We start from the raw sequence: 24,668 nt of genomic DNA, 5'->3' as shown, positions 1-24,668 counted from the left end.
ATCAATTGATTATCATATTAAATGGATCCACCGAAGGCCACAATACATATTAAATTCTCTTGTTTTTGGTTCATATCTAAAATTCTCATTTTGCAACCTCCTTTTCCATTTTTTATTAACAATGTTGTGTTAACATATAAAATTATTTTTATATCTTCAACTTTGTTCCTAACAATTATATTATTAGGAAAATTTAAAGTCAATAAATATTTTCAACTATTTTTCCTGAGTTTATTTTTGTCATGCTACATCAAACCTGCTATATTTTAATAAAAAGCGTAGAGCGTATTAAAGTATCTGAACTTATGCTTTTTTAACTTTAAGAAAAGAGCCTAGGGTATATCCAACTATATGCTCTTTAAAAGCAAACGATTCTAGTTAAATGAGTCTCAATATTAGGTTTTCATAGTGGAGGCGTGAATTCGATCGCTACGGAAATACACTTCGCTTTCCGCGGGCGGCTGGTGAGCCTCCTCGGACATTCGTCCTGTGGGGTCTCACCTATGCCTTTCCTCCCGCAGGAGTCTACGTATATTTCCTTCGCTAGTTTAGCATCTATATCATTTTTTATTAATTCAATATGAATTTTGATTGGAGCCGATGGCAGTCAACTCTTTACTGGAAGAAAAAGCGACTACCAGCAGTGCAAATCAACTAAGCTCTAACTTTGAGTTTTCTATTAGCTATAAAATGTAACCTAAGATACCTCAAATAGATAATAATAAGGGAGTTGTTTTTATGCATTTAGATAAAATGTTAGAATACAACCAGAAATTCGTCGAAGGGAAGAATTACGAAAAATATAAAACGGACAGTATACCAAATAAACGGATGGTAGTGTTCACTTGTATGGAATCTCGTTTAGTTGAACTGTTACCTAAGGCCCTGAACATACAAAATGGTGATGTTAAAATGCTGAAAAACGCTGGGGCCATTATTCGTAAGCCTTTTGATAGCATAATGAAAAGTATCCTTGTTGCCATATACGCATTAAAAGCAGAAGAAGTTACAGTAATTGGCCACCATGACTGTGGCATGTCTCGGACGAATCCTGATGAGTTAACAAAAACGATGATTGAGAAAGGGATAAGTCCAGATACAATTGATACATTAAAAAATGGTGGGATTGATTTTCATGATGAGTTTCATGGGTTCGAAACGGTGGAAGAATCCGTTGCCCAAAGTGTTTCTATTATACGTAACCATCCACTACTTCCATCTCATGTTAAAGTTCACGGCTTAGTCATTGATCCAGCAACAGGAAAAGTTGATGTAGTAACAAGAGAAGATTAATTAAGAAAAGCTAAGAGTTGATGAAATGCACCCATTATTTAGGTCATTTTATTATACTCTTGGCTTTTTTCTTCTCTCGATACCCTCAAAAATTCCTCCTCATAATAGTAACCAATAATAGGCATACTAAAAGTTACTAGGAATAGTAGGAGGTTGTTATGCGAAAGAAACAGAAGAGAAGTAAAAACAGTATATTTCCACTTCCTATCGATCAATTATTAGAAACAATTCAAAGTAAGTTTGAAGGTAATGATGATTTAAAAATATCGAAACATGAGCATAATGGAAAAAAACTTGTTTTGTTTTATATTGAATATCAAGCAGATTCCGATATGCTTCAGAACTATTTATTGCGTCCAATTTTACATATCAAAAAAGACTGGACAAATGATGAATTAATCAATCATATTCCATTAACTTCTCCAAATAAAGAAACAGAGTTAGAAAAAATACTTGAAGGTTTAATAGTTGGCCATGTGTTTATTTATGTTGAAGGAGAATCGGAGGCAGTTTCATATTCTATCGTTAAGAAAGAGACCCGCTCATTAGAGAAAGCAGAAACTGAATCTCTTGTTCTCGGTCCTAAAATATCTTTTACAGAGTCTTTAAAAACAAATCTAAACATTATTCGCTGGCGTATTAAATCAACAGACCTAGTTGTCGAAGAATTAAAAGTAGGTAAGACTGTTCCAGCTGGTGTAAGGCTTGTCTACATGAAATCCATTGCTAATGAAGTTGATGTTAATACGATGCGTCAACGAATAGAAGATTTAGATATCGACGAGGTTGAAGATAGCATTGTTTTAAAACAGTATCTAGAGGATTCTCAAAATAATTTATTTCCTCAGTTTGATTCAACAGAATTGCCAGATCGTTTCACCTATGGACTGACTAAAGGAAAAATAGGAGTCTTAATGGAGAATAGTCCAACAGGTATTGTAGCACCGGCTACCTTGTTTAGTTACTTGGAGTCTACGGAAGATTTGTATATGAGGTGGCAAGCTGGATCATTTCTAAGAATTTTACGTTTTATGTCCATGTTTTTCTCAGTTTTAGTTACTCCTGCCTATGTCGCAGTTGTGACTTATCAATATGGAATTATACCGACACAATTACTTATTTCCTTAGGTCAATCTAGGGCTGCAGTACCCTTTCCTCCTCTTATAGAAGCATTAATTCTTGAATTTTTAATTGAACTATTGCGGGAAGCGGGTGCTCGGTTACCGACTAAAGTTGGTCAAACCATGGGTATAGTAGGTGGTATTGTTATTGGCCAAGCAGCAGTAGAAGCTGGTTTAACTAGTAATATTTTAATCATCGTTATTGCTATGAGTGCATTAGCATCTTTTACTACACCTAGCTATTTACTAGGGACAACTATTCGTCTTATCCGTTTTCCAATGATTGTCCTAGCAGGAATATTTGGCTTATATGGAATTATATTTGGTATATGTTTCTTAATCATTCATTTACTAAACTTAAAATCATTAGGAAGACCATATCTAGTTCCATTATACCCTTTACAACTAAAAGATTTTAATAAAGTATTTTTTAGAACTCCATTTAATCATTTGAACAAACGTGCGAGATCCTATCGCCCAAAAGACTTAATTCGTTTTAGTAAACAAGAAGCAGAAAAGAGGAAAGATATAGATGAGTAGGTGAATACATGGATATTAGTCCAAAAATAAGAAACAATTTAAAGGTGCGCCCCTTGTATATCCTATTTATGATTTTTGGTTTACAGGTAGGTGTTGGAATTATGGGGGCACCTCGCTTTATTTTTATGGAATCCATGCAAGATTCATGGATTTCCATATTAATTGCATGGGCTGCAATGGTAATTGTTATTTATGTTATGTTTCAAATTTTAAAGCAATACCCTAACGCTGATATTTTCGGCATCCAAGTTGATTTGTTTGGTAAATGGGTTGGGTCCATACTAGGAACAATATATATCCTCTTTTTTTTAGCGAGCCTATTATCTGTCCTACTAACGTATGTCAATGTAATTCAATTATTTCTATACCCAACTTTTCCACCTATAATTATTGGGAGTTCTGTTCTTTTATTAGCCCATTATTGTGTAATAGGTGGTGTACGTTCTGTCGTTGGAGCTGCCTTTTTATTTAGTGTGTTACCCTTATGGTTATTGTTTTTATTGTATGATCCAATTACGAGAATGGATTGGTATCATTTTCTGCCCGTATTCCAATCCTCAATCCCAGAATTATTAAAGGGAGCAAAATCAACAACCTATACCTTAACAGGTTTTGAAATATTATTTGTATTCTATCCGTTTCTTACAAAAAAGAATAAGGTATTAAAGCCAGCGTTATTTGGTGTGACAGCCACAACAATATTGTTGTTAATTTTTATGATTATTTCAATTGGTTATTTTAGTCCTGATGAATTGAAAAAGGATGATTGGGCAACATTAACTCTCTTCAAGAGTGTATCTTATCCATTTATCGAACGTCTTGATTACATTGTTGTTGTTGGATGGATGATGGTTATATTACCGAACCTAGTTATTTTACTGTGGGCAAGTTCTTATGGGTTAAAAAGACTTTATCGCATAAAACAAAAGTCATCTCTTCATGTAACTTTCGTTGTGCTAATTGTCTTAGTCGGATTTATTAAGGAAAACCACATAATATACAAGATTACAGATTACGTTAGTCAAGTGAGCTTTTGGCTTATATTCGTGTATCCACTCATTTTGCTTCCTATTGTGTTGATTAAGAAGAAATGGCTTTCTAAAAAGAAAAAAGGAAGTGATGCTAAATGAATTATAGAATGATTTTAGTGTTTATCCTGTCTTCTTTATTTCTTACCAGTTGCTTATCTAGTCAAGAAATTGAAAGGCTTGGTGTTATCAATACAAGAGGGATTGATATAACCGATCAAGGTGAAATCGAATTAAGTCTAGTTATTTTTCAATTTGAAGCACAATCACAGAACTTCACCAAAGTTGTTTCAGGAAAGGGAAGTACCATTAAAGGGGCAGTTGTAAATGCAGGATTAGAAACCAATTTCATTCTTGCACCCGGAAAAATTCAATTAGATCTTTTTGGTAAAGAGACTGCAGAAAAAGGTATACTTCCTTATCTTGACACGGCTAAAAGAGATGCGAACATTCCCGATACGATGTTGCTTGCTGTCAGTAATACCCCTGCTAAAGACATGATTAATATCCAAGAACAGAATATCTCGATGAACATTGGTCAATTTCTTCATGATTTAATTCAAGAAAATGGTACTGGTCAGAAGTTCCCAAATGTATCATTACAGGATTTTATCACCACTTTTTATGATGATGGCCAAGATCCTCTATTGCCAATAATCGATTTACAGGATAACAAACCATTTATAGCTGGGATTGGTGTCTTTAAAGAGGATAAGTTAGTTGGGGAATTACCAAATGGAGACCTCTTGTATATAAATCTAATGGAAGGCAATATAAAGGATAGATGGTTAGAAATATCCTTATCAATGGAACCATTTAAAGAGTTTCTAAAAAACGAGCCTAAAGATGAGGAAGAATTACATCTAGCCTTTAATATCATAAAAGGTGATAGTAAGTCTAAGTTAAAAGAAAAAAAGTCTCTGAAGTACGAGACTGAAGTTATGATGGATGTAAATTTGTTTGAAATATCAGCCGAGATTCCATTAGATAATGAAGAAGTACGTAAAAAATTGGAAGAAGAAGTTAATAAAAAGATTCAAAGTGATTATGAAAGAATTTTTTCAACGCTTCAAGAATTAAATGCAGATCCTTTTGATTACGGAGTACTCTATCGAATTAAAAAGAAAGACGGCAAATTAACAACTGAAGAATGGAGTGAAATATACCCAGACATAAAAGTGGATTTCAAAATTAAAACTAACATCATTAGACATGGAATAACAAATTAAGAGAAGCAAAGTAAACGGTATGGTAGAAGCTCCACCATACCGTTTTATCATCCTTATACAATATATTCATCACTTTCTGTAACATCATCTGAAACTAATCCAGAAAGTACGTGAACTCTTAATATGAATCCTACTAACTTATCCTCTTCATTCACTACAGCTAGTGGATATTTTGACTCGAGTGCTTTAGGAATCAGATCACTAATATACTCATCTTTGTGAACGATAGAATAATCATTCCGTAAAATATCCTGTAGTCCCTTTTTCTCTTTTACTGCTTCAATGGCATCGTCAATGGTGACAATTCCTTTTACACGTCGTCCCCGATCAACAACAAACACACTAGATATCCCGTTTTCTTCCATCTCTCTAATTGCTACTTTAGGTCCATCTTTTTCGGAGACTAGCGCATTAGGTTTAATCATAATATGTTCTGCTTGAACAACTTTAGAACGATCGATGTCTTTAATAAACTCAGAGATATAATCATTAGCTGGTGCATCGATTATTTCTTCTGGTGTACCAACTTGTACGACGTGCCCATCTTTCATCACTGCAACTCGATCTCCAATTTGGAATGCTTCATTTACATCGTGGGTAATAAAGACGATTGTTTTTTGTAAACGATCTTGTATGTCTAACAATTCTAATTGCATTTCCCGTCTTATCAATGGATCAAGGGCACTAAACGGTTCATCCATTAATAATATGTCAGGATCATTTGCTAGAGCACGAGCTAGCCCTACACGTTGCTGCATTCCCCCAGAGAGTTCATCTGGATATTTATCTTCATAGCCTTTTAAACCAACAATTTCAATATTTTTCAAGGCAATTTCTCGGCGTTCCTCTTTAGGAATATTACGAATTTCTAGTCCATATTCCACATTTGCCAGTATCGTACGGTGACTAAATAAACCAAAATGTTGGAACACCATGGCAATCTTTTCTTGCCTAACTTTTTTAAGTTGTTCTTTATCATATTTAACAATATCCTCATCATCAATATAAATTGACCCAGCTGTCGGTTTGTTTAATAAATTGAAACAACGTATCAATGTAGATTTCCCACTACCGGATAAACCCATGATGACAAACACTTCACCTTTTTTTATCTCCAATGATGCATCATATACACCAACGGTATGATTTGTTTCCGATAGGATTTCTTCTTTTGACTTACCAGATTCAACCATAGGAATAACTGTCTTTGGTTTTGGCCCAAATATTTTAGATACATGTTCAATTTTAATCTTTGTAGTCATTAGTTTACCCCCCGATGCTTTTGAAATTTCCCAGCAACACCATTCGTAATTCGGTCAATAATGATGGCCAAAAATACAATACTAATTCCGGCTTCAAATCCTAAGGCAATATCAATACGGTTAATTGAAACGAGTACTTGTTCTCCTAACCCTTGTGCACCTACCATTGAAGCAATAACAACCATAGCTAATGCCATCATCGTTGTCTGGTTTACCCCAGCCATAATTGTAGGTAATGCCTGTGGAAGCTGTACTTTTCTTAGCATTTGCCATCTAGAAGAACCAAAGGACTGTGCAGATTCAATTACTTCTTTATCCACACCACGTATAGCGAGTTCGGTTAGACGAATCACTGGAGGTAATGCATAGATTAATGTAGCAAAAATAGCGGAAACATTTCCTAAACCGAAGAAGAAAATTGCAGGTATTAAATAAACAAAACTTGGCATCGTCTGCATCGCATCTAGTAGTGGTCTCATGACGGTTGAGAATCCTTTACTAAAAGCCATCCAGACACCCAATGGTATTCCGATGATTAAACAAATAAGTACTGCTGTTAGAATGATGGCTATGGTAGTCATCATATCTTCCCATAAACCAAATGTACCGATTAAGAAAATAAAAAATCCATAAAGTACTCCAGCAAATACTGTTTTGAAATACCATCCCAATAAAAAGATAACTAAAATAAAGCTCCACCATGGCATCCAAACTAAAAAGTCTTCTATTCCATTAATGGTTCTTGACGACATCAATGCTATAAAATCAAATAAACCCTCTAATGAATCATCTAAGAAATCAACTATATTTTTAACATATAATCCTATCTCTGTACTTATATCTGGAAAACTTCCCATAGGTCAGACTGCATATGCAGCCCATTCACCTCTCTTTTTTTATTAATGTAGAAAAGCAGCCAACCAAAAGGCTAGCTGCTCTTTTTTACTTACTGTAGAGCATCTTTCACTTTTTCAGCAATATCTTCTGGTACCCAACTAGTCCATAAATCTTCATGTTGTGTCATCCACCATTTAGCTGCTTCGTCTGGCTCTACACCATTCTCGTCCATGTAGACTAATGCTTCACCCGTTAGCTCACTACTAGTTTCATAGTTTTGTAGAAACTCATATACTTCAGGAGCTTGTTCAGGGAAGTCCTTATGAACAGCAACTACTACATCATTCGGTGGGAATTCTGTTGCTTTTGTTTCATTCCAAGTTGCTTCATCATATTCTGGCTCTTCTAATAGAGTTAAATCATACTTTGCAGTAATTAGTGTAGGCGACCAATAATACCCTACCCATGGTTCACCAGCCTCATAAGAGTCTACTAAGTCAGCAACTGCTGCTGCATCAGAACCAGGCATAAAGTTATTCATTGTTTCTTCTAATCCATATACTTCAAACTTTTCAGTAATAGCCTCATTTACTGCCCAACCACTTGGTGCATTGATGACACGTCCACGACCAGGGTCTTCTGGGTCTTCAAATACTTCCGGATATTTTTTTAAATCTTCTACTGTTCTTAATTCAGGTGCATAAGGTTCAATGCCACGTTCTTCATCACCTTCAATTACATAAGTTGGTACATATAAACCTTGTACATTATCATTAAAGTTTACTGAAACAGTCTCAAAGTCTCCCGCTTCCGTTGCTTCTTCATATACTTCTTTAATATTATCTGTCCAAATTTCCATGTAGACATTTATATCTCCATCGCGTAAACCTTGTACAGTTGCAGCTGTTGAACCGGAAGTGACTTCAGTATCATATCCATAGCCTTCTTCCAAAATTGTTTGTGCAATGCTGTTATGTACTCGAATACTGTCCCAACCAGCATCTGCAAGAGTGATAGTATCTATTCCTTTATCTGAATCATTGTTTGATCCTGTTTCTGAACCACAAGCAGCTAGTACAACTAACAAAGTGGCTGCTAGAAATATTATTACTTTCTTCATGAAAAATCCCCTTTTTTGTTTAGTTAAATTGGCCTATCCATTTCAGAAAATACGCACACTAAATTTGCTACCCTTTAGCATATTAAGTATATTAAGTTGAAAAATTAATCGATTAGTAAACGGAAAATAAAATAGTGAATGCGGAAAGTAGAAAGGATAGTAATAAGCAACACTTATAATGTTATAAAACCCACAAGATATAATCAAACTGGATAAACTCGGATATTTCTTGATTATTTATGAATATTATTATTTAAACTACGATAATTTAACGATAATAGATAGATTGCGCATTATACTCTACATAACTCGGATATACTAAAGATTTGTTGGTGAGACAAGTTGCCTTCCCTTTGTCCCACCAACAAAAAGCGGAATAAGGAAACTCAACATTTTCAGTTGAAATCCTTATTCCGCTTCCCATCATTTTGCTATTTCTTTTATTAACTCAATCACACGATCTCTTGATTTCTCACTACTATATTTCTTCATATTATCTGTAATCACAGGAGCTTGATTCTTTAGTTTTTCTAATTCTTCTACTAATCTTTCTTGGGTTAGATCCTCTTCCTCTAGCACTCGTGCATAACTTTTCTCTTTAAAGGAATTAGCATTGATAATCTGGTCACCCCTACTCGCACTTCTTGAAAGTGGGATAAGCAACATCGGAATCTGTAGAGCTAAAAACTCAAAGATTGCATTCGAGCCTGCACGAGACAAAACAAAGTCTGTACAAGCGAAAATATCCTTTAGTTCTTCGTTTACATATTCGAACTGGACGTAACCTTCTCTTTTAACGTTCTCATCAGTTTTACCATGTCCACATATATGGGCGATTTGAAAATGCGGGAGCAGCTCATCTAAACTAGCTCTAACCGTTTCATTAATTTTCTGTGCTCCACCACTTCCTCCCATAATTAATAGGACAGGTTTTTCTTTTGTAAATCCACACAGGGCTAATCCATCTTCTTTACGTCCCTCAAATAATTCATCACGAATAACAGCCCCAACATATTCGGCTTTTTGTTCAGGTAAATATTTCATCGTTTCGGGAAATGTTGCCAATACCTTTTTCGCAAAAGGGATAGCTAGCTTATTCGCCAGACCTGGAGTATAATCAGATTCATGGATTATCGCCGGTACTCGGCGCATCTTCGCAGCAAAAATTACGGGAACAGATACAAACCCACCTTTTGAAAAAATAACGGTAGGCTTTCGTTTACCGATAATTCGTGCTGCCTGCATTGTACCTTTCATTACTTTAAACGGATCCTTAAAGTTTTCTTTTGACATATACCTTCTTAACTTTCCAGTTGAAATCGGATAGTATGTTACATTATCTAATGGTTCAATTAATTTTTTTTCAATGCCATCTTTGGATCCAATATAATCAATTTCCCAGCCAGCTTTTTGGAACATAGGAATTAGAGCTAAATTAACAATTACATGGCCGGCAGTACCACCACCGGTAAAAAGAATACGTTTATTTGTCATTATTTAGGAATCCTTTCTTACAAATACCTATTTTAAATTTGTGATTTCCTTCTCTATCCTATTAGAAAAATATAAAAAAAGGAAGAGTTTTATGTACGAAACAAAAACAATTAGAGAAAAAATAAAATTATTTACGATTATTATGTTGCCTATTTTAATTACCCAAGTCGGTATGTATTTGATGAACTTCTTCGACACGGTGATGTCTGGTCAAGCAGGTGCAGAAGATTTGGCAGGTGTTGCGATCGGTTCAAGCTTATGGGTGCCAATCTTCACAGGAATCAATGGAATCTTGTTAGCAATTACTCCTATTATAGCTCACCTTACTGGGGCTAAAGCAAATGATGACGTTCCTAGAAAAGTGCAACAAGCTATTTATTTGGCTATTGCATTAGCAGTTGCCATTGTTTTATTAGGTATTATCGTGCTTAAACCCATATTGAATTTAATGGACTTAGAATCAGAAGTACGCAACATTGCTTTTTATTATTTAGTAGCAGTAAGTACTGGAATTATCCCATTATTTATTTTTAATACATTGCGCTGTTTCATCGATGCACTCGGTCAAACAAGAATTTCCATGTTCATTATTTTAATATCCTTACCAATTAATATTCTTTTTAATTATATTTTTATCTTTGGTAAATTCGGTGTTCCAGCCTTTGGAGGTATTGGTTCTGGAATTGCAACAGCTTTAACCTATTGGCTCGTATGTATTATAACGATTGCTGTTATTTACAAAGTACGACCATTGCGTAACTATCGCATTTTCTCCAATTGGGTTAAGCCAGCTTTTAGTGAGTGGTGGGAACAGTTAAAAATAGGTATCCCAATTGGTTTTGCTATTTTCTTTGAGACTAGTATTTTCTCAGCAGTCACCCTACTAATGAGTGTCTATAGCACAAATACAATTGCCGCACACCAAGCTGCAATGAACTTTGCATCACTACTATACATGATTCCGCTAAGTGTCGGTATGGCATTAACCATTGCTGTTGGATTTGAGGTTGGTGCACGGCGTCTAAATGATGCGAAAACTTATGGATTAATAGGAATTAGTGGTGGATTATTTATTGCCATCTTTAATGGCATTATTCTGTTTATATTTGATGATGCCGTAGCGAGATTATATAACGGTGACCCAGCTGTAATTGAGTTAACGAAGCAATTTATTTATTTTGCTATCTTTTATCAGTTAGCTGATGCTTTTGGTGCACCAATTCAAGGGGCACTTCGAGGCTATAAAGATGTTAACATGACACTTGTTATTGCACTAGTTTCTTATTGGTTTATAGGGTTGCCTACTGGTTGGATTTTAGCAAATTATACCTCACTCGAACCATTTGGGTATTGGGTCGGAATAATAGTTGGTCTAAGTAGTGGCGCGATTGCATTATTATTCAGGCTTCTTCAATTACAGAAAAAATATAACTAATTCTTTTTTTTCTAAGGTAGCTGGATCAGTTACCTTAGATTTTTTTATTTTCTCTAAAGGGGTTGAGGGTACATGCTCGATCACCTTTTAACTCTTCGTTCTTTCTCAAAGGGCATTGATACGACTTCTCGATTACCGTACAACCCTTGCTCCCTCCTCTACGGACAGCGAGACTACTCCTCGATTACCGTACAACCCTTGCTCCCTCCTCTACGGACAGCGAGACTACTCCTCGATTACCGTACAATCCTCTCTTCCTTCTCTTCCGGCATCGAGACCACTCCTCGATTACCGTACAATCCTCTCTTCCTCCTCTTCCGGCATCGAGACCACTTCTCGATTACCGTACAATCCTCTCTTCCTCCTCTTCCGGCATCGAAACCCGCTCTCGATTACCGTAGAATCCTCTCTTCCTTCTCTTCCGGCATCGAGACCACTTCTCGATTACCGTACAATCCTCTCTTCCTTCTCTTCCGGCATCGAGACTCCTTCTCGATTACCGTAGAATCCTCTCTTCCTTCTCTTCCGGCACCGAGACTACTCCTCGATTACCGTAGAATCCTCTCACCTTACTCTTCCGGCATCGACACACTCTCTCGATTACCGTAAATTACTCTCTTCTTCCTCTTCCGGCATCGAGACCACCTATAAAAGCACATGACATAACAAAAAACTCACTAGCAATTATTGCTAATGAGTTTTTTACTTTAAAGATTATACAAACAATCCAACAACCGTTGCAGACAGGATAGATGCAAGTGTCGCTCCGATTAATAATTTTAGACCGAACCCAGAAACTGCACCAGCTTTTTTAGCGTCGATACCTTGAACAGTTCCTGCAATGATACCAATTGAAGAGAAATTAGCAAAGCTAGTTAAAAATACAGAAACGACAGCCACTGTTTTTTCTGACATCTCATGCATCACTTTCTGGAAATCAAGCATCGCAACAAATTCATTAGTAACGATTTTAGTTCCCATTATTCCTCCAGCTTCCACAACTTCACTAGTTGGAATTCCCATGAGGATACCAATTGGAGAAAGGATGTATCCTAATATTTCTTGAAGAGTTAATCCAGCAAATACTAATTGAATAATCCAGTTCACTAATTCAAGTGAGGCAATGAATGCAATTAGCATAGCTGCAACGATAAGTGCAATTTTACCACCTTCTAATGCTCCATTGGCCATCGCTTCAAAAATACTATTATCTTCTGAAACATCTTTAATATCAACGTGATCTTCTTCTTTTGGCACTTTCACTGGAGCAATAATTGATGCCAAGATTAAGGCGCTGAACATATTTAGAGGCAATGCTACTAATACATATTGTGGTGGCAACATTTGTAAGTAAGCACCAACAATTGATGCAGAAACAGACCCCATTGCTGAAGCACTAACAATGTACAGACGATTCGCATTCAAATGATGGAACTGTGTTTTTATTGCAAGTAAGGCTTCTGATTGACCGAAAAAGATACTATTTACTGCGTTAAACGATTCTACTTTAGGCAAACCAGTAATTTTTGAAATTAATCCACCAACATATTTTATTATCGTTGGTAAAATCCTTAAGTACGTAAGAACAGAGAGAATCGTTGCAAAAAAGATAATCAGTAATAATACGTTAAAGAAGAAAACTCCACCTTCTGAACTGACAATTCCTCCTACAACAAAATTAACACCTTCTGTACCAAATTCGATTAATTTATTAAAAGCATCAGAAATGGCATTTATAATCATCTGACCAATTCTTGTCGAAAACATAAACCAAGTAGTCAATAACTGGGCTAAGAGCATAATTCCAATCCCAGTAAAATTAATATTGCGTCGATCATTTGACATCAAATAAGCTATTCCGAAGAGTGCGATGATAGCTAAAATTCCTAGAAGTATATCCACGGAAAAGTCCTCCTTATATTTCAAAAAAGTTATGTACTGTTTATTAGTTTATCGAGTTTTAGTTATGCCCTAAACGACATATTTTACTATAAAAATCCAATAGGAATATCGAAGACGCAGGTGTAAGACCTGCGTCTAGGTTAATGAGTAGGAATAAAAATCATCTGTAATAAAAAGATAAGTCCAAATAGATACAGAATCCAATGTACTTCTTTTCCTTTACCTTTTACTAACTTAAGAATTGGGTATGTGATAAATCCAATTGCGATTCCAGTTGCAATACTAGAAGTAAATGGCATTACTAAAATAATGGCAAAAGCAGGAAAAGCCTCATCAAACGATTTCCAATCAATTCGCGAAAGCCCCTCCATCATAAATGTACCAACAATAATTAATACAGGTGCAGTAATTGCCGGAATACCTGCAATTGCACCAATAACTGGAGTAAAGAAAATTGAAAAGAAAAATAGACCAGCAACGACTAATGACGTTAATCCTGTTCTACCACCAGCAGCTACACCCGAAGTAGATTCGATATATGCAGTTGATGGGCTTGTCCCAAACATTGAACCAACTGTTGTTGCAGTAGCATCAGCTAAAAGCGCTTGTTTCGCCCGCGGTAGATTTCCTTTTTTCATAAAGCCTGCTTGTTCAGCAACACCGATTAAGGTACCGGTAGTATCAAATATCGTTACTAGTAAGAATGCAAATACAACTGTATACAATCCATTCGTAATGACTCCACCAATATCCATATCAAAAAACACTGGTGATGGTGGTGTTGATATGAAACCATTTGTAAACTCTAAATGTCCCGTGAAATAAGCAATAATTCCTGTGATTAGCATTCCAAAGAAAAGTGCTCCCTTAATATGTAAAACATACAATATAACAGTAATTAATAGACCTACAATCGTTAAAAGGGTCATTGAATTATGCAGATCACCAAGGCCAACAATCGTCTCAGGGTTAGCTTCAACGATACCAGCATTTCTTAAACCAACATATGCAATAAATAAACCGATTCCTGATGTGATCCCATATTTTAATGAGGCTGGAATAGCAGAGATTAACGTTTCTCTTAGCTTAGTTAAACTTAATAATATAAATAACAGACCTGCTAAAAATACACATCCCAATACCACTTGATAGGATAACCCTTGAGAACCTACTACACTAGCAAAGTATGCATTTAATCCCATACCTGGTGCTATTGCAATTGGATAGTTTGCAAATAAAGCCATAATTAGTGTACCAACCACAGCAGCAATTACCGTAGCCATAAACACCTGTTCAAACGGAATCCCTGCTGATGATAAAATGGCAGGGTTTACAACAATGATGTATACCATTGTTAAAAAAGTTGTAATACCAGCTGTAACTTCCGTTTTTATCGTAGTATTATTTTGATTAAATTTAAATAATCGTTCCATGATGCACACCTTCCAAAAGATTTGAATTTCAGTTAAATTTACGAGCACATATATTACAGAGGTATTCGTAAGGGCCTAGCTTCTTCCACTTATCCTTATTGGATAGGCCTCGTCTAATCCACGTTTCATGATGGATAAACTATAGTTTCCTAAAACAGCACTTACAGAGTATAACATTTTTTATCTACTGACTCTAGGGAAAACTATAGTTATTAATTACCAAGAAAAAGCCTCGTTATGAGTATCCACATAACGAGGCTTTGGTATTCTTCTATTAACCTTCTAGTAAAAGATCATATGGATCTTCTAGTAACTGTTTTACTCTTACTAAGAATTGAACAGCTTCTTTTCCGTCAACAATACGGTGGTCATAAGATAATGCTAAATACATCATCGGACGTACTTCAATTGTATCATCTGGCATAACCATCGCACGTTTTTGGATGTTATGCATTCCTAAAATTCCAACTTGTGGTGCATTTAGGATTGGAGTTGAAAGCATTGAACCAAATGTTCCACCATTAGTGATTGTAAATGAACCACCTTGTAAATCACTTAATCCTAATTCTTTATTACGTGCTTTTTTACCTAGATTGGAAATTTCACGTTCTACTCCTGCAAAATCTAAACGGTCAGCATCACGAACAACTGGAACAACTAGACCATCATCTGTAGATACAGCAATTCCAATGTCATAGAATTTCTTAATTACTAGTTCATTACCTTGGATTTCTGCATTTAACAGTGGGAAGTCTTTAAGAGCACCTACAACTGCCTTAGTGAAGAATGACATAAATCCTAGTTTTACACCGTGTTTATCGATGAACTTCTCTTTACGTTCACTGCGAAGCTTCATTACATTTGTCAAATCTACTTCGTTAAACGTAGTTAGCATTGCAGCTGTTTGCTGTGCTTCCACTAGACGACTTGCAATTGTTTGACGACGACGTGTCATTTTCACACGCTCTACCGGCTTATCAAATTCTGTTTTTTCTGGGTTAGCTGCTTCTTTTTTAGCAGGTTTTGATTCTGATTTTGGTTGACTAGCTGCTTTAGCTGTTGCATCCACATCTTCAGGACGAACACGACCTAGTGGATCACGAGGAGCCACTGCACTTAAATCAATACCTAATTCGCGTGCACGTTTTCTAGCTGCAGGTGTTGCAATAACATCATGTTTGCTAGTTTCTTCCTGTTCTTGTACTTGTGGTGCTGCTTCTTCTACTTTTTCTTCTGCTTTAGGTTCTTCTTTCGGTGCTTCTGCTGGTGCAGAGTTATCGCCACCAGCGACTCCAGCTTCATCAACTTTTCCGATAATGTCTCCTACTTCAACGTCCTCGCCTTCGTCACTAACAATTTCCGTTAAAACACCGGATACCTCGGAGTTAACTTCTACATTTACTTTGTCAGTTTCTAATTCAACAATTGGGTCACCTTTTTCGATTTTGTCCCCTACTTTTACTAACCATTCGGCGATAGTTCCTTCTGTAATTGATTCGGCAAGTTCCGGTACTTTAATTTCTTTCACTAGAATCTCCTCCTAAGCTAAGTTAAGTGCTTGTTGTATAATTTGTTGTTGTTCGTGTTTATGAATATTTGGTTCACCAACTGCAGGTGCAGAACGATCTGGACGACCGATATAGCGTAGCTCAACACCTTCTGGTAAAGCCTCTCTTAAATAATCATCTACGAAATCCCATGCACCCATATTTTTAGGCTCTTCTTGAACCCAAACAATCTCTTCTAGGTTTGGTAGGTCTTTAATTACCTTTTCCAGTTCTTTAGTAGGGAAAGGATATATTTGCTCTAGTCTAACTGCACGAAGCCAATCAAATTTCTCATCTGATTCACCTATTGCTTCTTCGATATCTACCATTATTTTTCCACTACCAATTAGTAGACGTTTAGCATTCTTTTTGCTAACTTTTAAGTTTGGTTGATTACGTAATGCTTCGAACTTCCCATCTGTAAATTCTTTTGCTTCTGAAGCGATGATTTGATTACGTAATAAACTACTTTTTGGTGTCATTAATACCAATGGACGAGCTTCTTCACGACCATTCAATGCTGCCTGTCTACGAACGATATGGAAGAATTGTGCAGATGATGTTACATAAGCAACAATCCAATTATTTTCGGCAGCCATTTGTAAGAAGCGCTCTAATCTTGCACTAGAATGCTCTGGCCCTTGTCCCTCATATCCATGAGGAAGCAACATTACCATATTCGATTTTTCTCCCCATTTAGCACGAGCAGCAGAAATAAATTGGTCAAATACAACCTGACCAGCATTCGCAAAGTCACCAAATTGCGCTTCCCATAGTACTAAAGTCTCTGGAGATTGAACACTGTATCCGTATTCAAATCCTAATACTCCTGCTTCCGATAATGGACTATTTCGAATATCAAAAGAAGCTTCTGCTTCATCTAATCCATGCATAATACAATATTTTTCATTCGTCTCTACATCCTTTAAGACAGCGTGACGATGAGCAAAAGTACCACGTTCGGAATCTTGACCTGTTAAACGAATCGGAATACCATCTTGGAGAATTGATGCATAAGTTAATGCTTCCCCTGCACCCCAGTCCGCTTTATTGCCTTCCTCTAAAGCATTTTTACGACGTTTTAGAATACGGCTTAATTTTTTGTTTTCATTAAACCCTTCAGGACGTTTTAATAACCCATCATTAAGAGATTTTAAATCTTCTAGTGGAACCGCTGTTTTAAACTTGCCTAGGTCCTCATTCAACGCCTCTGGCATCGGTTGACATGTTACTTTGTCTGAATCATTTTCCTTCATTCCATCATAGATTTCTTGAAGGTTATTATTGATATTTTCTTTCATACTATTAAATTCATCTGTAGTAATAACGCCTTTTTCTTCAAGCTGTTTTGCAAAAACGTTAGCTACTGTTGGATGATTGTCAATTTCTTTATATAACAATGGCTGAGTAACTCGTGGTTCATCCATTTCGTTATGACCATAACGACGGTAACCAACCAAATCAATTAGAATATCTTTATTAAATGTTTGTCGATACTCATATGCCACACGTACAGCAGATATACATGCGATTGGGTCATCTGCATTAACATGCATAATTGGAATTTCAAATCCTTTTGCTAAATCACTAGCATAACGAGTTGAACGACCTTCTTGTTGATCAGTTGTATAACCAACAAGGTTGTTTGCTATGATGTGCAGAGTACCTCCAGTTCGGTAGCCTGGTAAGTTTGCAAGGTTTAATGTTTCAGCAACAACACCTTCACCAATAAAAGCTGCATCCCCATGGATTAGCACTGGAATCGCTTTATTTACATCTTGTTTTGGATATCCTGGTTCGGAACGGTCTTCTTGTGCTGCACGAGCAAACCCTTCTACAACTGGATTTACAAATTCAAGATGGGACGGGTTATGTGCCAATGTAATACGTGTTCTAGTTTCTGATTCATCAACATCTTTCACTGCACCAAAATGGTATTTAACATCACCAGTCCAACCATAATTAATTCCTCTTGATCCTTCTGAAGGAATTAGTTCTTTGTTCGGTGAATGATGGAACTCAGAGAAAATTTTATCCAATGGCTTTCCTAGTACGTGTGCTAGTACACTTAAACGACCACGGTGTGCCATCCCCATCATAATGTTTTCTACCTTATCTTGAACCGCACTTTTTACAATTCCATCTAGCATTGGAACCATCGTTTCCAAACCTTCAATGGAGAAACGTTTTTGCCCTACGAACGTTTTCTGTAAAAATCCTTCAAACCCTTCTACTTCAGCCAGGCGATTCAATAATTCTTTTTTCTCATCATTTGATAAATCAAGTCTAGCATTACCTGACTCAATTCTATCTAATAACCACTGTCTTTCTTTCTCATCATCGACATGGTCAAATTCAAATGTGATTGTTCCTGTATAATATTTCTTTAGTTCTTTTACAACATCATAACCATTGTCAACACCAGCTGGCGCTTTCTTCCATAGCCATGATGCAGGAATATTTTTCAAGTCCTGTTCACTTAATCCATATGTTTTTGGATCTAAAAGCTCTGATTTTCGTTCCTTATGCAAACCAACAGCATAAATGTCTGCTTCCAAATGTCCGAAACGACGAATAGCCTCAACAAGTTTGATTGCTGAGGTAAGCTTTTCTACATTATCGATAGATGTAGAGACAGATCCTTCTGAAATATTAGTTGGTTGGGAAATCCAAGTCGGAGCCCCGTGTTGATCAAATAATTCCTTAATAGAAGGATCAACAGTTTGAGGGTCCTCTTTGTACAACTCATATTGTTCTTCTACATACCCCATGTTCGGACCATGAAATTCTCCCCAGAATCTTTCTGCAGATTCATCATTCTGTGCCACGTTTTATACCCCCATTTGAAGTGAACTTTCTCCGTTGATAACGGTGTTTTCAAATTCATCTTTCATTATAGAACTCAACTGTTACTACATCAACTAATATACCTTATTTTATGTAGGAGAACAATATATGTTAGTCGATTTATGCAAATTATTGTATTTATAATATATTCTATTAATTAGGAAAATTTATCTACATGTCCTTGTGCTATGAAATGTTCAATAAATTTACATACTTACAGTTCACATTACGAATGATATTCGCTATAATAGGGGGAGAATAATATATATAATAATTAAGCTATCGTTACATACAAGGAGGACATACACATGAAACTAGCTCTTATCATTGGTGTAGTAATTACATTCATAGTATCTTGCTTAACCTCAGGATACGAAGCAAAACCAGGAGTACCTAAACATAATCAATAAAAAAAACGTCATGCACCCAGCATGACGTTTTTTTTAAGTTAAATTAGGAAATCCTTGTTGACGCATTGCTTCGTAGATGATAATAGCAGCCGTGTTGGAAAGGTTTAACGATCGCACTTTGTCATTCATATGAATGCGAAGGCACTTGTCTTCTTTTCCAACTAGTAATTCTTTAGGTATTCCATTCGTTTCTCGACCGAATACAAAGAAGATTTCCTCATCTACATCACTAAAATCATAGTCTGTATAATGTTTTGTTCCAAAGTTTTCGATATAATAAAAATCCCCTTCAGGATAACGGTCATATAATTCTTGAATGGAGTTATACTCTTGTATATCAACATGCTTCCAGTAATCTAACCCTGCACGTCGAACCATTTTATCATCGGTTGAAAAACCTAATGGATGAATTAAATGTAATGTTACATCTGTTGCTAAACAAGTTCTAGCAATATTGCCAGTATTGGCAGGAATTTCTGGTTGAAATAGTACTACATGTAAACCCACTTTTCATTCTCCTTTTAAAATATCTTAAGAACTTATTTATTATACCATTACTCACCAATTTTAAAATACTTATATTGAATATTTTCTGTCCATGCTGTTGAATCTTCATATGACCAATATCGATGGCGACTATTGTCAGTGTGGGCATTCACTAGCGGCATCCCGTACGCATCCTTTGCTACAACAATAGTTGTATGATCCCAACGTCCATCTCCTTCAAAATCATAACAAATTACATCTCCTAATGTTAATTCTTCCGGAGAATTCATTTCTCTTCCCTTTAATCCTTGAGTTGAACCACTTAAATACCACCTTAGAGAGTGGGCTACGGCCCAACTGAAGCTCCAATTATCTCCTTGATACCACCAACCCTGATTTCGATTTGGTGCGCCACGCATTGGTGCACCACCAGCATAGAGGCACTGTGAAATATAATTGGTACAATCTACATCGAATTGTCTGAACTCTGGATTGTAACTATTCCACCATCGTTCTGCATATCGTACGGCAGCCATCCGATTATAATCAAATCTTTCACCGGTTCGTTTCGTATCTGGCTCTATTGTTCCCAATTTCTTATCTGTCAAATATTGTGCGGGTATTTCTTGGTGCTTAGATATCGTATCCCCATCCAGTAAAAAACGATATGGACTAACCTTTTCTTCCAGATAAAAATGTTTGCCTTGTTTCATTAAAAAAGAAAGATGCATTAAATAATGCACTTCTTCTTTATGGTCGTATTTTGTTCTACGGAATATATTCCCTTTTCCTTTGATTTGTATGATTTCAACATCTCTCTTTGAGCAAAGTTCTTTTTTACGTTTCCACCATGTATCATTACGATCAGATTCTAAAAAATCAAACCACAATTGTTTTAATTTTTCCATGTAAAATCCCCTCCACTATATTTATATGGAGAGGATGCTTGTATAAAGATAGTTAGTTTTAAAGTTTCATAGATTCATGTTCTAATAAGAATGTTTTCTTATCTAGACCACCATTATACCCAACTAATTTTCCATTGGCTCCGATTACACGGTGGCATGGAACAGCGATAGAAATCGGGTTTTTATTTACTGCTCCACCAACAGCCCTAACTGCTTTCGGGTTTTCAATAGTATTTGCTATGTCCTTATATGATTTGGTATCGCCAAATCGTATTGTATCGAATAGTGCTTGCCAGACCTTTTTTTGAAAGGATGTGCCGTATAACATAAAATCAAAAGAAAATTCTTTTCGCTTCATCTGAAAATATTCATTCACTTCCCTTGTTACTTGTTCTAAATAACTAGGGTCATGTGTAATTTCCGAGTTTTTAAAATACTGATCAAGCCAATTCATTCGACTTTTCTTAAACTGTTCCAAGGTACCATATTCCAATCGTACCACATGTTCTCCATTACTCATTGCCATCATTGTTCCTACGGGTGTTTCGAATTCATCAAAAAATAACACCATCAAATTCCCCTTTAATTCAGAGTACTAGTCGATTCTTGAAAAGCTAACCCTTTTTCCATTTCATATAATACTTGCTCATCTTTTTCTTTTTCCATTGCTTCTTTAATTGCATCGATTGCTTCTTCTGTACCGATTTTACCCAATGACCATGCTGCAGTTCCACGAATAACAGGGCGTGGATCATGTTGAAGAACAGCAATTAACTCTTCTACTGCTGTTTTATCCTTAAAATGCCCAAGGCCAATAATAGCATTTCGTTGTAGCGGCTTTTTCCCTCTCCAGAAGCCAGAGATATGACCAAATGTTTCCTTAAATTCACGATTCGACATACGAAGCATCGGTTTTAATTTTGGTTTTGCAACTTCTGGTTCAGGTTCAAACTCTGGATGAATATGAAAATCTATCCCTTTATTCTTAGGACAAACTTGCTGACAAGTATCGCAACCATATACACGGTTGCCAATTTTTGACCGAAATTCTTCTGGTAGAAAATCTTTTGTTTGAGTTAAAAAGGCAATACAACGCTGTGCATTCAACTGACCACCATCAACTAATGCAGTTGTTGGGCAAGCATCAAGACATTTGCGACAGTCCCCACAGCTATCCTCAACGGGTGAATCTGGTATAAATGGGATATTTGTAATCATCTCTCCTAAGTAGACAAATGAACCAAACTCCGGAGTAATAATCGATGCATTTTTTCCACTAAAACCAATACCTGCTCTTTCTGCAACAGCACGGTCTGACAATTCACCTGTATCAACCATAATTTTTGTAGAAGCTTCAGCTACCTTGTCTTTAATGAAGGCTTCTAATTTTTCAAGACGTTCCTTTAAAACGTGGTGGTAATCCACACCCCATGATGCTCTGCAAAAAATCCCTCGTCTATTTTCTTTAGTTCCTTTTGGAGCATCTTTCATCCTTGATGGGTATGCAATAGCGATAGAAATAATCGATTGTGCCTGTGGTAATAGCCTTTTTGGTTCTGTCCGTTCTTCAATAGAACCTTTTTCAAAGCCTGATTGATAGCCTAATTCCTGTTGTCTTCTTAACCGTTCTTTTAATTCACTAAATACATCTGCAGAAGCAAACCCTATTTTGTCAATTCCAATTTCTTTACTATACTCAATGATTTCTTGCTTTAAGTCTTCTATTTTCATAGAGGTTGCCCCCTTTCTATAGTTGTTTCACTTTTGCTGTTCGCATCCGATTAATAACAGATGCAATTTCATATCGTCTTGGCCTTGCTAAATCGCCAGGGTGTTGATCCCGGTTCACCGTAAATGATGCTAATCCATGCTTATCTATTTGATCATCTATTAGATTCAGTAATTCATGTAGAGATTGCTTCTCTAAGTTTTTCTTTCTATCTAAGTATTGTATCATCTCTGCAATCATTCGTGTTTGTGAAGAATCTACCAATTGTTCCGTATGATTAAAGGAAATTTCTGTTTTCCCCATTAATATCGTTGTTAACCCTTTTGCTTGGGTTTTCGATCGTTTTCCTTTTTGTGTTTGTAAAGAATTTTGTTGAAATTGTCGGTGTACAATCTCACCAAAAGTAGACTCTTTTTCAGACTTTCTTTCACTAGGAAATTGTTGTGTAATTTCCCTTGCCTTTTCCGTAACATTACGTGGAACATACTCATCCATCATGATGACCGTATCGGCTGTATCAAAGTAATCACCTGAACCGCCCATAACTAGTATCGTTGAGGTTCCCAAGTCTCTTTTAAGTTGTGTTATTTTATCAATAAATGGGGTGATAGGCTCTTTATCCTGTGTAACTAGCTTTTGCATTCGATAATCTCTAATCATAAAGTTAGTTGCACTTGTATCTTCATCAATCAATAAAGTTGATGCACCTACTTCCAATGCTTCTATAACATTTGCTGCTTGTGACGTACTACCACTAGCATTTTCTGTTGAAAAATTCACCGTATTTTGTCCGTGTGGCAAATTTTTAATAAAGGGCGAAATGTTGACACCCGTTATTTTCCTGCCATCTTCTGCACGGATTTTAACTGCTTCTGGATCCGTTAAGACAAATTCTCGTCCGTCCTCTTTTGTATGAGTATAGACACCACGTTCCAATGCTTCAAGGAAGGTACTCTTCCCATGATATCCTCCACCAACAATTAATGTAATGCCTTTAGGTATCGCCATACCAACAATTGGCTCCTGTTGATGAGGTATTGTAATGGAAACTTCATTTTCTGGTGGGCTCTGAAATGGAATAGCACCTTTCAATGTTCGATTGCTTACTCCACTTTCTCTAGGCAGAATGGAACCATTGGCAATAAAAGCCACCCAGTTTTTATCAGCCATTTCTTTTCTAATTGCTTGCTGCTGATCCTGTAGCTTTACTGCTTTTTCAATTTCATCATTACTAATAGAAAAAATCGAGTTCTCAATAATGGAAGGAATAACTTCTGCCAATAATTTTATTGCTTCCTTCCCATTTATTCGTCGACCATTTGCCGGGAAACCAACAGACAAACAAATAGTAATCTGTGATGAAGTTATTTGAACAGCTGTTCTTTCTAATATTTCTTGTCCAGGTGTATCAAAAAGTACAGCCCCACTTTTTCCAGATCCTTTTATGAACGTGCGATTTTGAAGAACCGCTTTCCCTACTTCCCTAGCTAGTCGGTCTTCTGTTGCTACTTTACGGTACTTGTTTAGCAACCATTCAGAATGGATTGCGCGCTTTTCCTTTGAAATAACTACTCTGATTTTGGATGGAGATGCAAATGGATCTCCTTGGACATAATCTATATATAAATCATATTTTGGAAATTTGTAGTGACCTTGAACACTTTTGTATCCTTTATAGCCTTTTCCATCTAATTGCTTTAACTGTTGTATTAAACGATTCATCGATAATCCCTCAAATTAATTTATTGTTAAATATAGCATACTATTGAAGTTTTGGTGAGTTCAAGTGTTGAACAAAGAAATGAGTTACTTTTGGGGTGGGATTAATCAGAAAATAAAAACGCAATACTTCGTAAGCTCATTACGAAATACTGCGTTAAGACATATGTATTATGGAGCGGGTGAAGGGAATCGAACCCTCGACATCAGCTTGGAAGGCTGAGGTTTTACCACTAAACTACACCCGCATGGTATATAGAAAATTATTAAGTTTTAATTTACGCTCAATCATGTCCCTGCATCTACTAGCTTATTCTCAGATGTTCAT

Annotated in this window: 17 protein-coding genes, 1 tRNA gene and 1 pseudogene; 5 read left to right on the top strand and 14 right to left on the bottom strand. The window is 36.2% G+C overall.

Annotated features, from left to right (window positions below; genetic code table 11):
- Window positions 1-738 precede the first annotated feature (738 nt).
- From BUB12_RS09520 to BUB12_RS09505, 4 genes are all read left to right on the top strand, one after another.
- On the top strand, window positions 739-1,293 hold the full coding sequence (locus tag BUB12_RS09520; RefSeq protein WP_072890378.1) for a beta-class carbonic anhydrase: 555 nt from the start codon (window positions 739-741) through the stop codon (window positions 1,291-1,293).
- 158 nt (window positions 1,294-1,451) lie between these two features.
- Window positions 1,452-2,954: a spore germination protein gene (locus tag BUB12_RS09515; protein WP_072890376.1), complete on the top strand. Its 1,503-nt coding sequence runs from the start codon at window positions 1,452-1,454 to the stop codon at window positions 2,952-2,954.
- Window positions 2,955-2,962: 8 nt separating this feature from the next.
- Window positions 2,963-4,084, top strand: coding sequence for a GerAB/ArcD/ProY family transporter (locus tag BUB12_RS09510; protein WP_072890373.1), 1,122 nt, complete (start codon window positions 2,963-2,965; stop codon window positions 4,082-4,084).
- Window positions 4,081-5,211 (top strand): Ger(x)C family spore germination protein, encoded by a 1,131-nt coding sequence (locus tag BUB12_RS09505; RefSeq protein ID WP_072890372.1) that lies wholly within the window; start codon window positions 4,081-4,083, stop codon window positions 5,209-5,211. Before BUB12_RS09510 ends, BUB12_RS09505 begins: the two co-directional genes overlap by 4 nt.
- A gap of 53 nt (window positions 5,212-5,264) precedes the next feature.
- On the opposite strand, the gene BUB12_RS09500 is transcribed toward BUB12_RS09505, so the two are convergent.
- The 4 genes from BUB12_RS09500 to BUB12_RS09485 form a co-directional block, all read right to left on the bottom strand.
- Complete coding sequence (locus tag BUB12_RS09500; protein WP_072890370.1) at window positions 5,265-6,473, bottom strand: quaternary amine ABC transporter ATP-binding protein; 1,209 nt, start codon at window positions 6,471-6,473, stop codon at window positions 5,265-5,267.
- The gene (locus tag BUB12_RS09495; protein ID WP_072890369.1) at window positions 6,473-7,330 is read right to left on the bottom strand and encodes an ABC transporter permease; all 858 of its coding nucleotides are present in this window, start codon (window positions 7,328-7,330) and stop codon (window positions 6,473-6,475) included. Before BUB12_RS09495 ends, BUB12_RS09500 begins: the two co-directional genes overlap by 1 nt.
- An 89-nt stretch (window positions 7,331-7,419) precedes the next feature.
- Window positions 7,420-8,430, bottom strand: a complete 1,011-nt coding sequence (locus tag BUB12_RS09490) for an ABC transporter substrate-binding protein (protein WP_072890367.1) — start codon at window positions 8,428-8,430, stop codon at window positions 7,420-7,422.
- Between the two features lie 423 nt (window positions 8,431-8,853).
- Entirely contained in the window at window positions 8,854-9,924 is a 1,071-nt protein-coding gene (locus BUB12_RS09485) for an undecaprenyldiphospho-muramoylpentapeptide beta-N-acetylglucosaminyltransferase (protein ID WP_072890365.1), read from the bottom strand.
- A gap of 91 nt (window positions 9,925-10,015) precedes the next feature.
- Here BUB12_RS09485 and BUB12_RS09480 point away from each other — a divergent pair, with 91 nt between their 5' ends.
- Entirely contained in the window at window positions 10,016-11,359 is a 1,344-nt protein-coding gene (locus BUB12_RS09480) for an MATE family efflux transporter (protein WP_072890363.1), read from the top strand.
- A gap of 714 nt (window positions 11,360-12,073) precedes the next feature.
- Here BUB12_RS09480 and BUB12_RS09475 read toward each other — a convergent pair.
- From BUB12_RS09475 to BUB12_RS09430, 10 genes and pseudogenes are all read right to left on the bottom strand, one after another.
- A complete protein-coding gene (locus BUB12_RS09475) occupies window positions 12,074-13,261 on the bottom strand; it encodes a NupC/NupG family nucleoside CNT transporter (RefSeq protein ID WP_072890360.1) in 1,188 nt (395 codons plus the stop codon).
- A gap of 140 nt (window positions 13,262-13,401) precedes the next feature.
- Complete coding sequence (locus tag BUB12_RS09470; RefSeq protein WP_200801045.1) at window positions 13,402-14,694, bottom strand: NCS2 family permease; 1,293 nt, start codon at window positions 14,692-14,694, stop codon at window positions 13,402-13,404.
- A gap of 274 nt (window positions 14,695-14,968) precedes the next feature.
- The gene (gene odhB / locus BUB12_RS09465) at window positions 14,969-16,222 is read right to left on the bottom strand and encodes a 2-oxoglutarate dehydrogenase complex dihydrolipoyllysine-residue succinyltransferase (protein WP_072890358.1); all 1,254 of its coding nucleotides are present in this window, start codon (window positions 16,220-16,222) and stop codon (window positions 14,969-14,971) included.
- Window positions 16,209-19,069: pseudogene (locus BUB12_RS09460) on the bottom strand (2-oxoglutarate dehydrogenase E1 component). Before BUB12_RS09460 ends, odhB begins: the two are co-directional and overlap by 14 nt.
- A 462-nt stretch (window positions 19,070-19,531) precedes the next feature.
- On the bottom strand, window positions 19,532-20,005 hold the full coding sequence (gene trmL / locus BUB12_RS09455; RefSeq protein WP_072890355.1) for a tRNA (uridine(34)/cytosine(34)/5-carboxymethylaminomethyluridine(34)-2'-O)-methyltransferase TrmL: 474 nt from the start codon (window positions 20,003-20,005) through the stop codon (window positions 19,532-19,534).
- A 47-nt stretch (window positions 20,006-20,052) separates the two neighbouring features.
- Complete coding sequence (locus tag BUB12_RS09450) at window positions 20,053-20,892, bottom strand: amidase domain-containing protein (RefSeq protein WP_072890353.1); 840 nt, start codon at window positions 20,890-20,892, stop codon at window positions 20,053-20,055.
- A gap of 58 nt (window positions 20,893-20,950) precedes the next feature.
- Complete coding sequence (locus BUB12_RS09445) at window positions 20,951-21,463, bottom strand: methylated-DNA--[protein]-cysteine S-methyltransferase (RefSeq protein WP_072890352.1); 513 nt, start codon at window positions 21,461-21,463, stop codon at window positions 20,951-20,953.
- Window positions 21,464-21,474: 11 nt separating this feature from the next.
- Window positions 21,475-22,623: a tRNA epoxyqueuosine(34) reductase QueG gene (queG, locus tag BUB12_RS09440; RefSeq protein WP_072890350.1), complete on the bottom strand. Its 1,149-nt coding sequence runs from the start codon at window positions 22,621-22,623 to the stop codon at window positions 21,475-21,477.
- A gap of 16 nt (window positions 22,624-22,639) precedes the next feature.
- Window positions 22,640-24,343 (bottom strand): ABC-ATPase domain-containing protein, encoded by a 1,704-nt coding sequence (locus BUB12_RS09435; RefSeq protein ID WP_072890348.1) that lies wholly within the window; start codon window positions 24,341-24,343, stop codon window positions 22,640-22,642.
- 171 nt (window positions 24,344-24,514) lie between these two features.
- Window positions 24,515-24,588 (bottom strand) — tRNA-Gly (locus tag BUB12_RS09430).
- Between the last annotated feature and the right edge of the window lie 80 nt (window positions 24,589-24,668).

The sequence above is a fragment of the Ornithinibacillus halophilus genome (assembly GCF_900129485.1).
GTDB classification, from domain to species: domain Bacteria; phylum Bacillota; class Bacilli; order Bacillales; family Amphibacillaceae; genus Ornithinibacillus; species Ornithinibacillus halophilus.
This window is presented reverse-complemented; position numbering and strand designations above follow the sequence as displayed.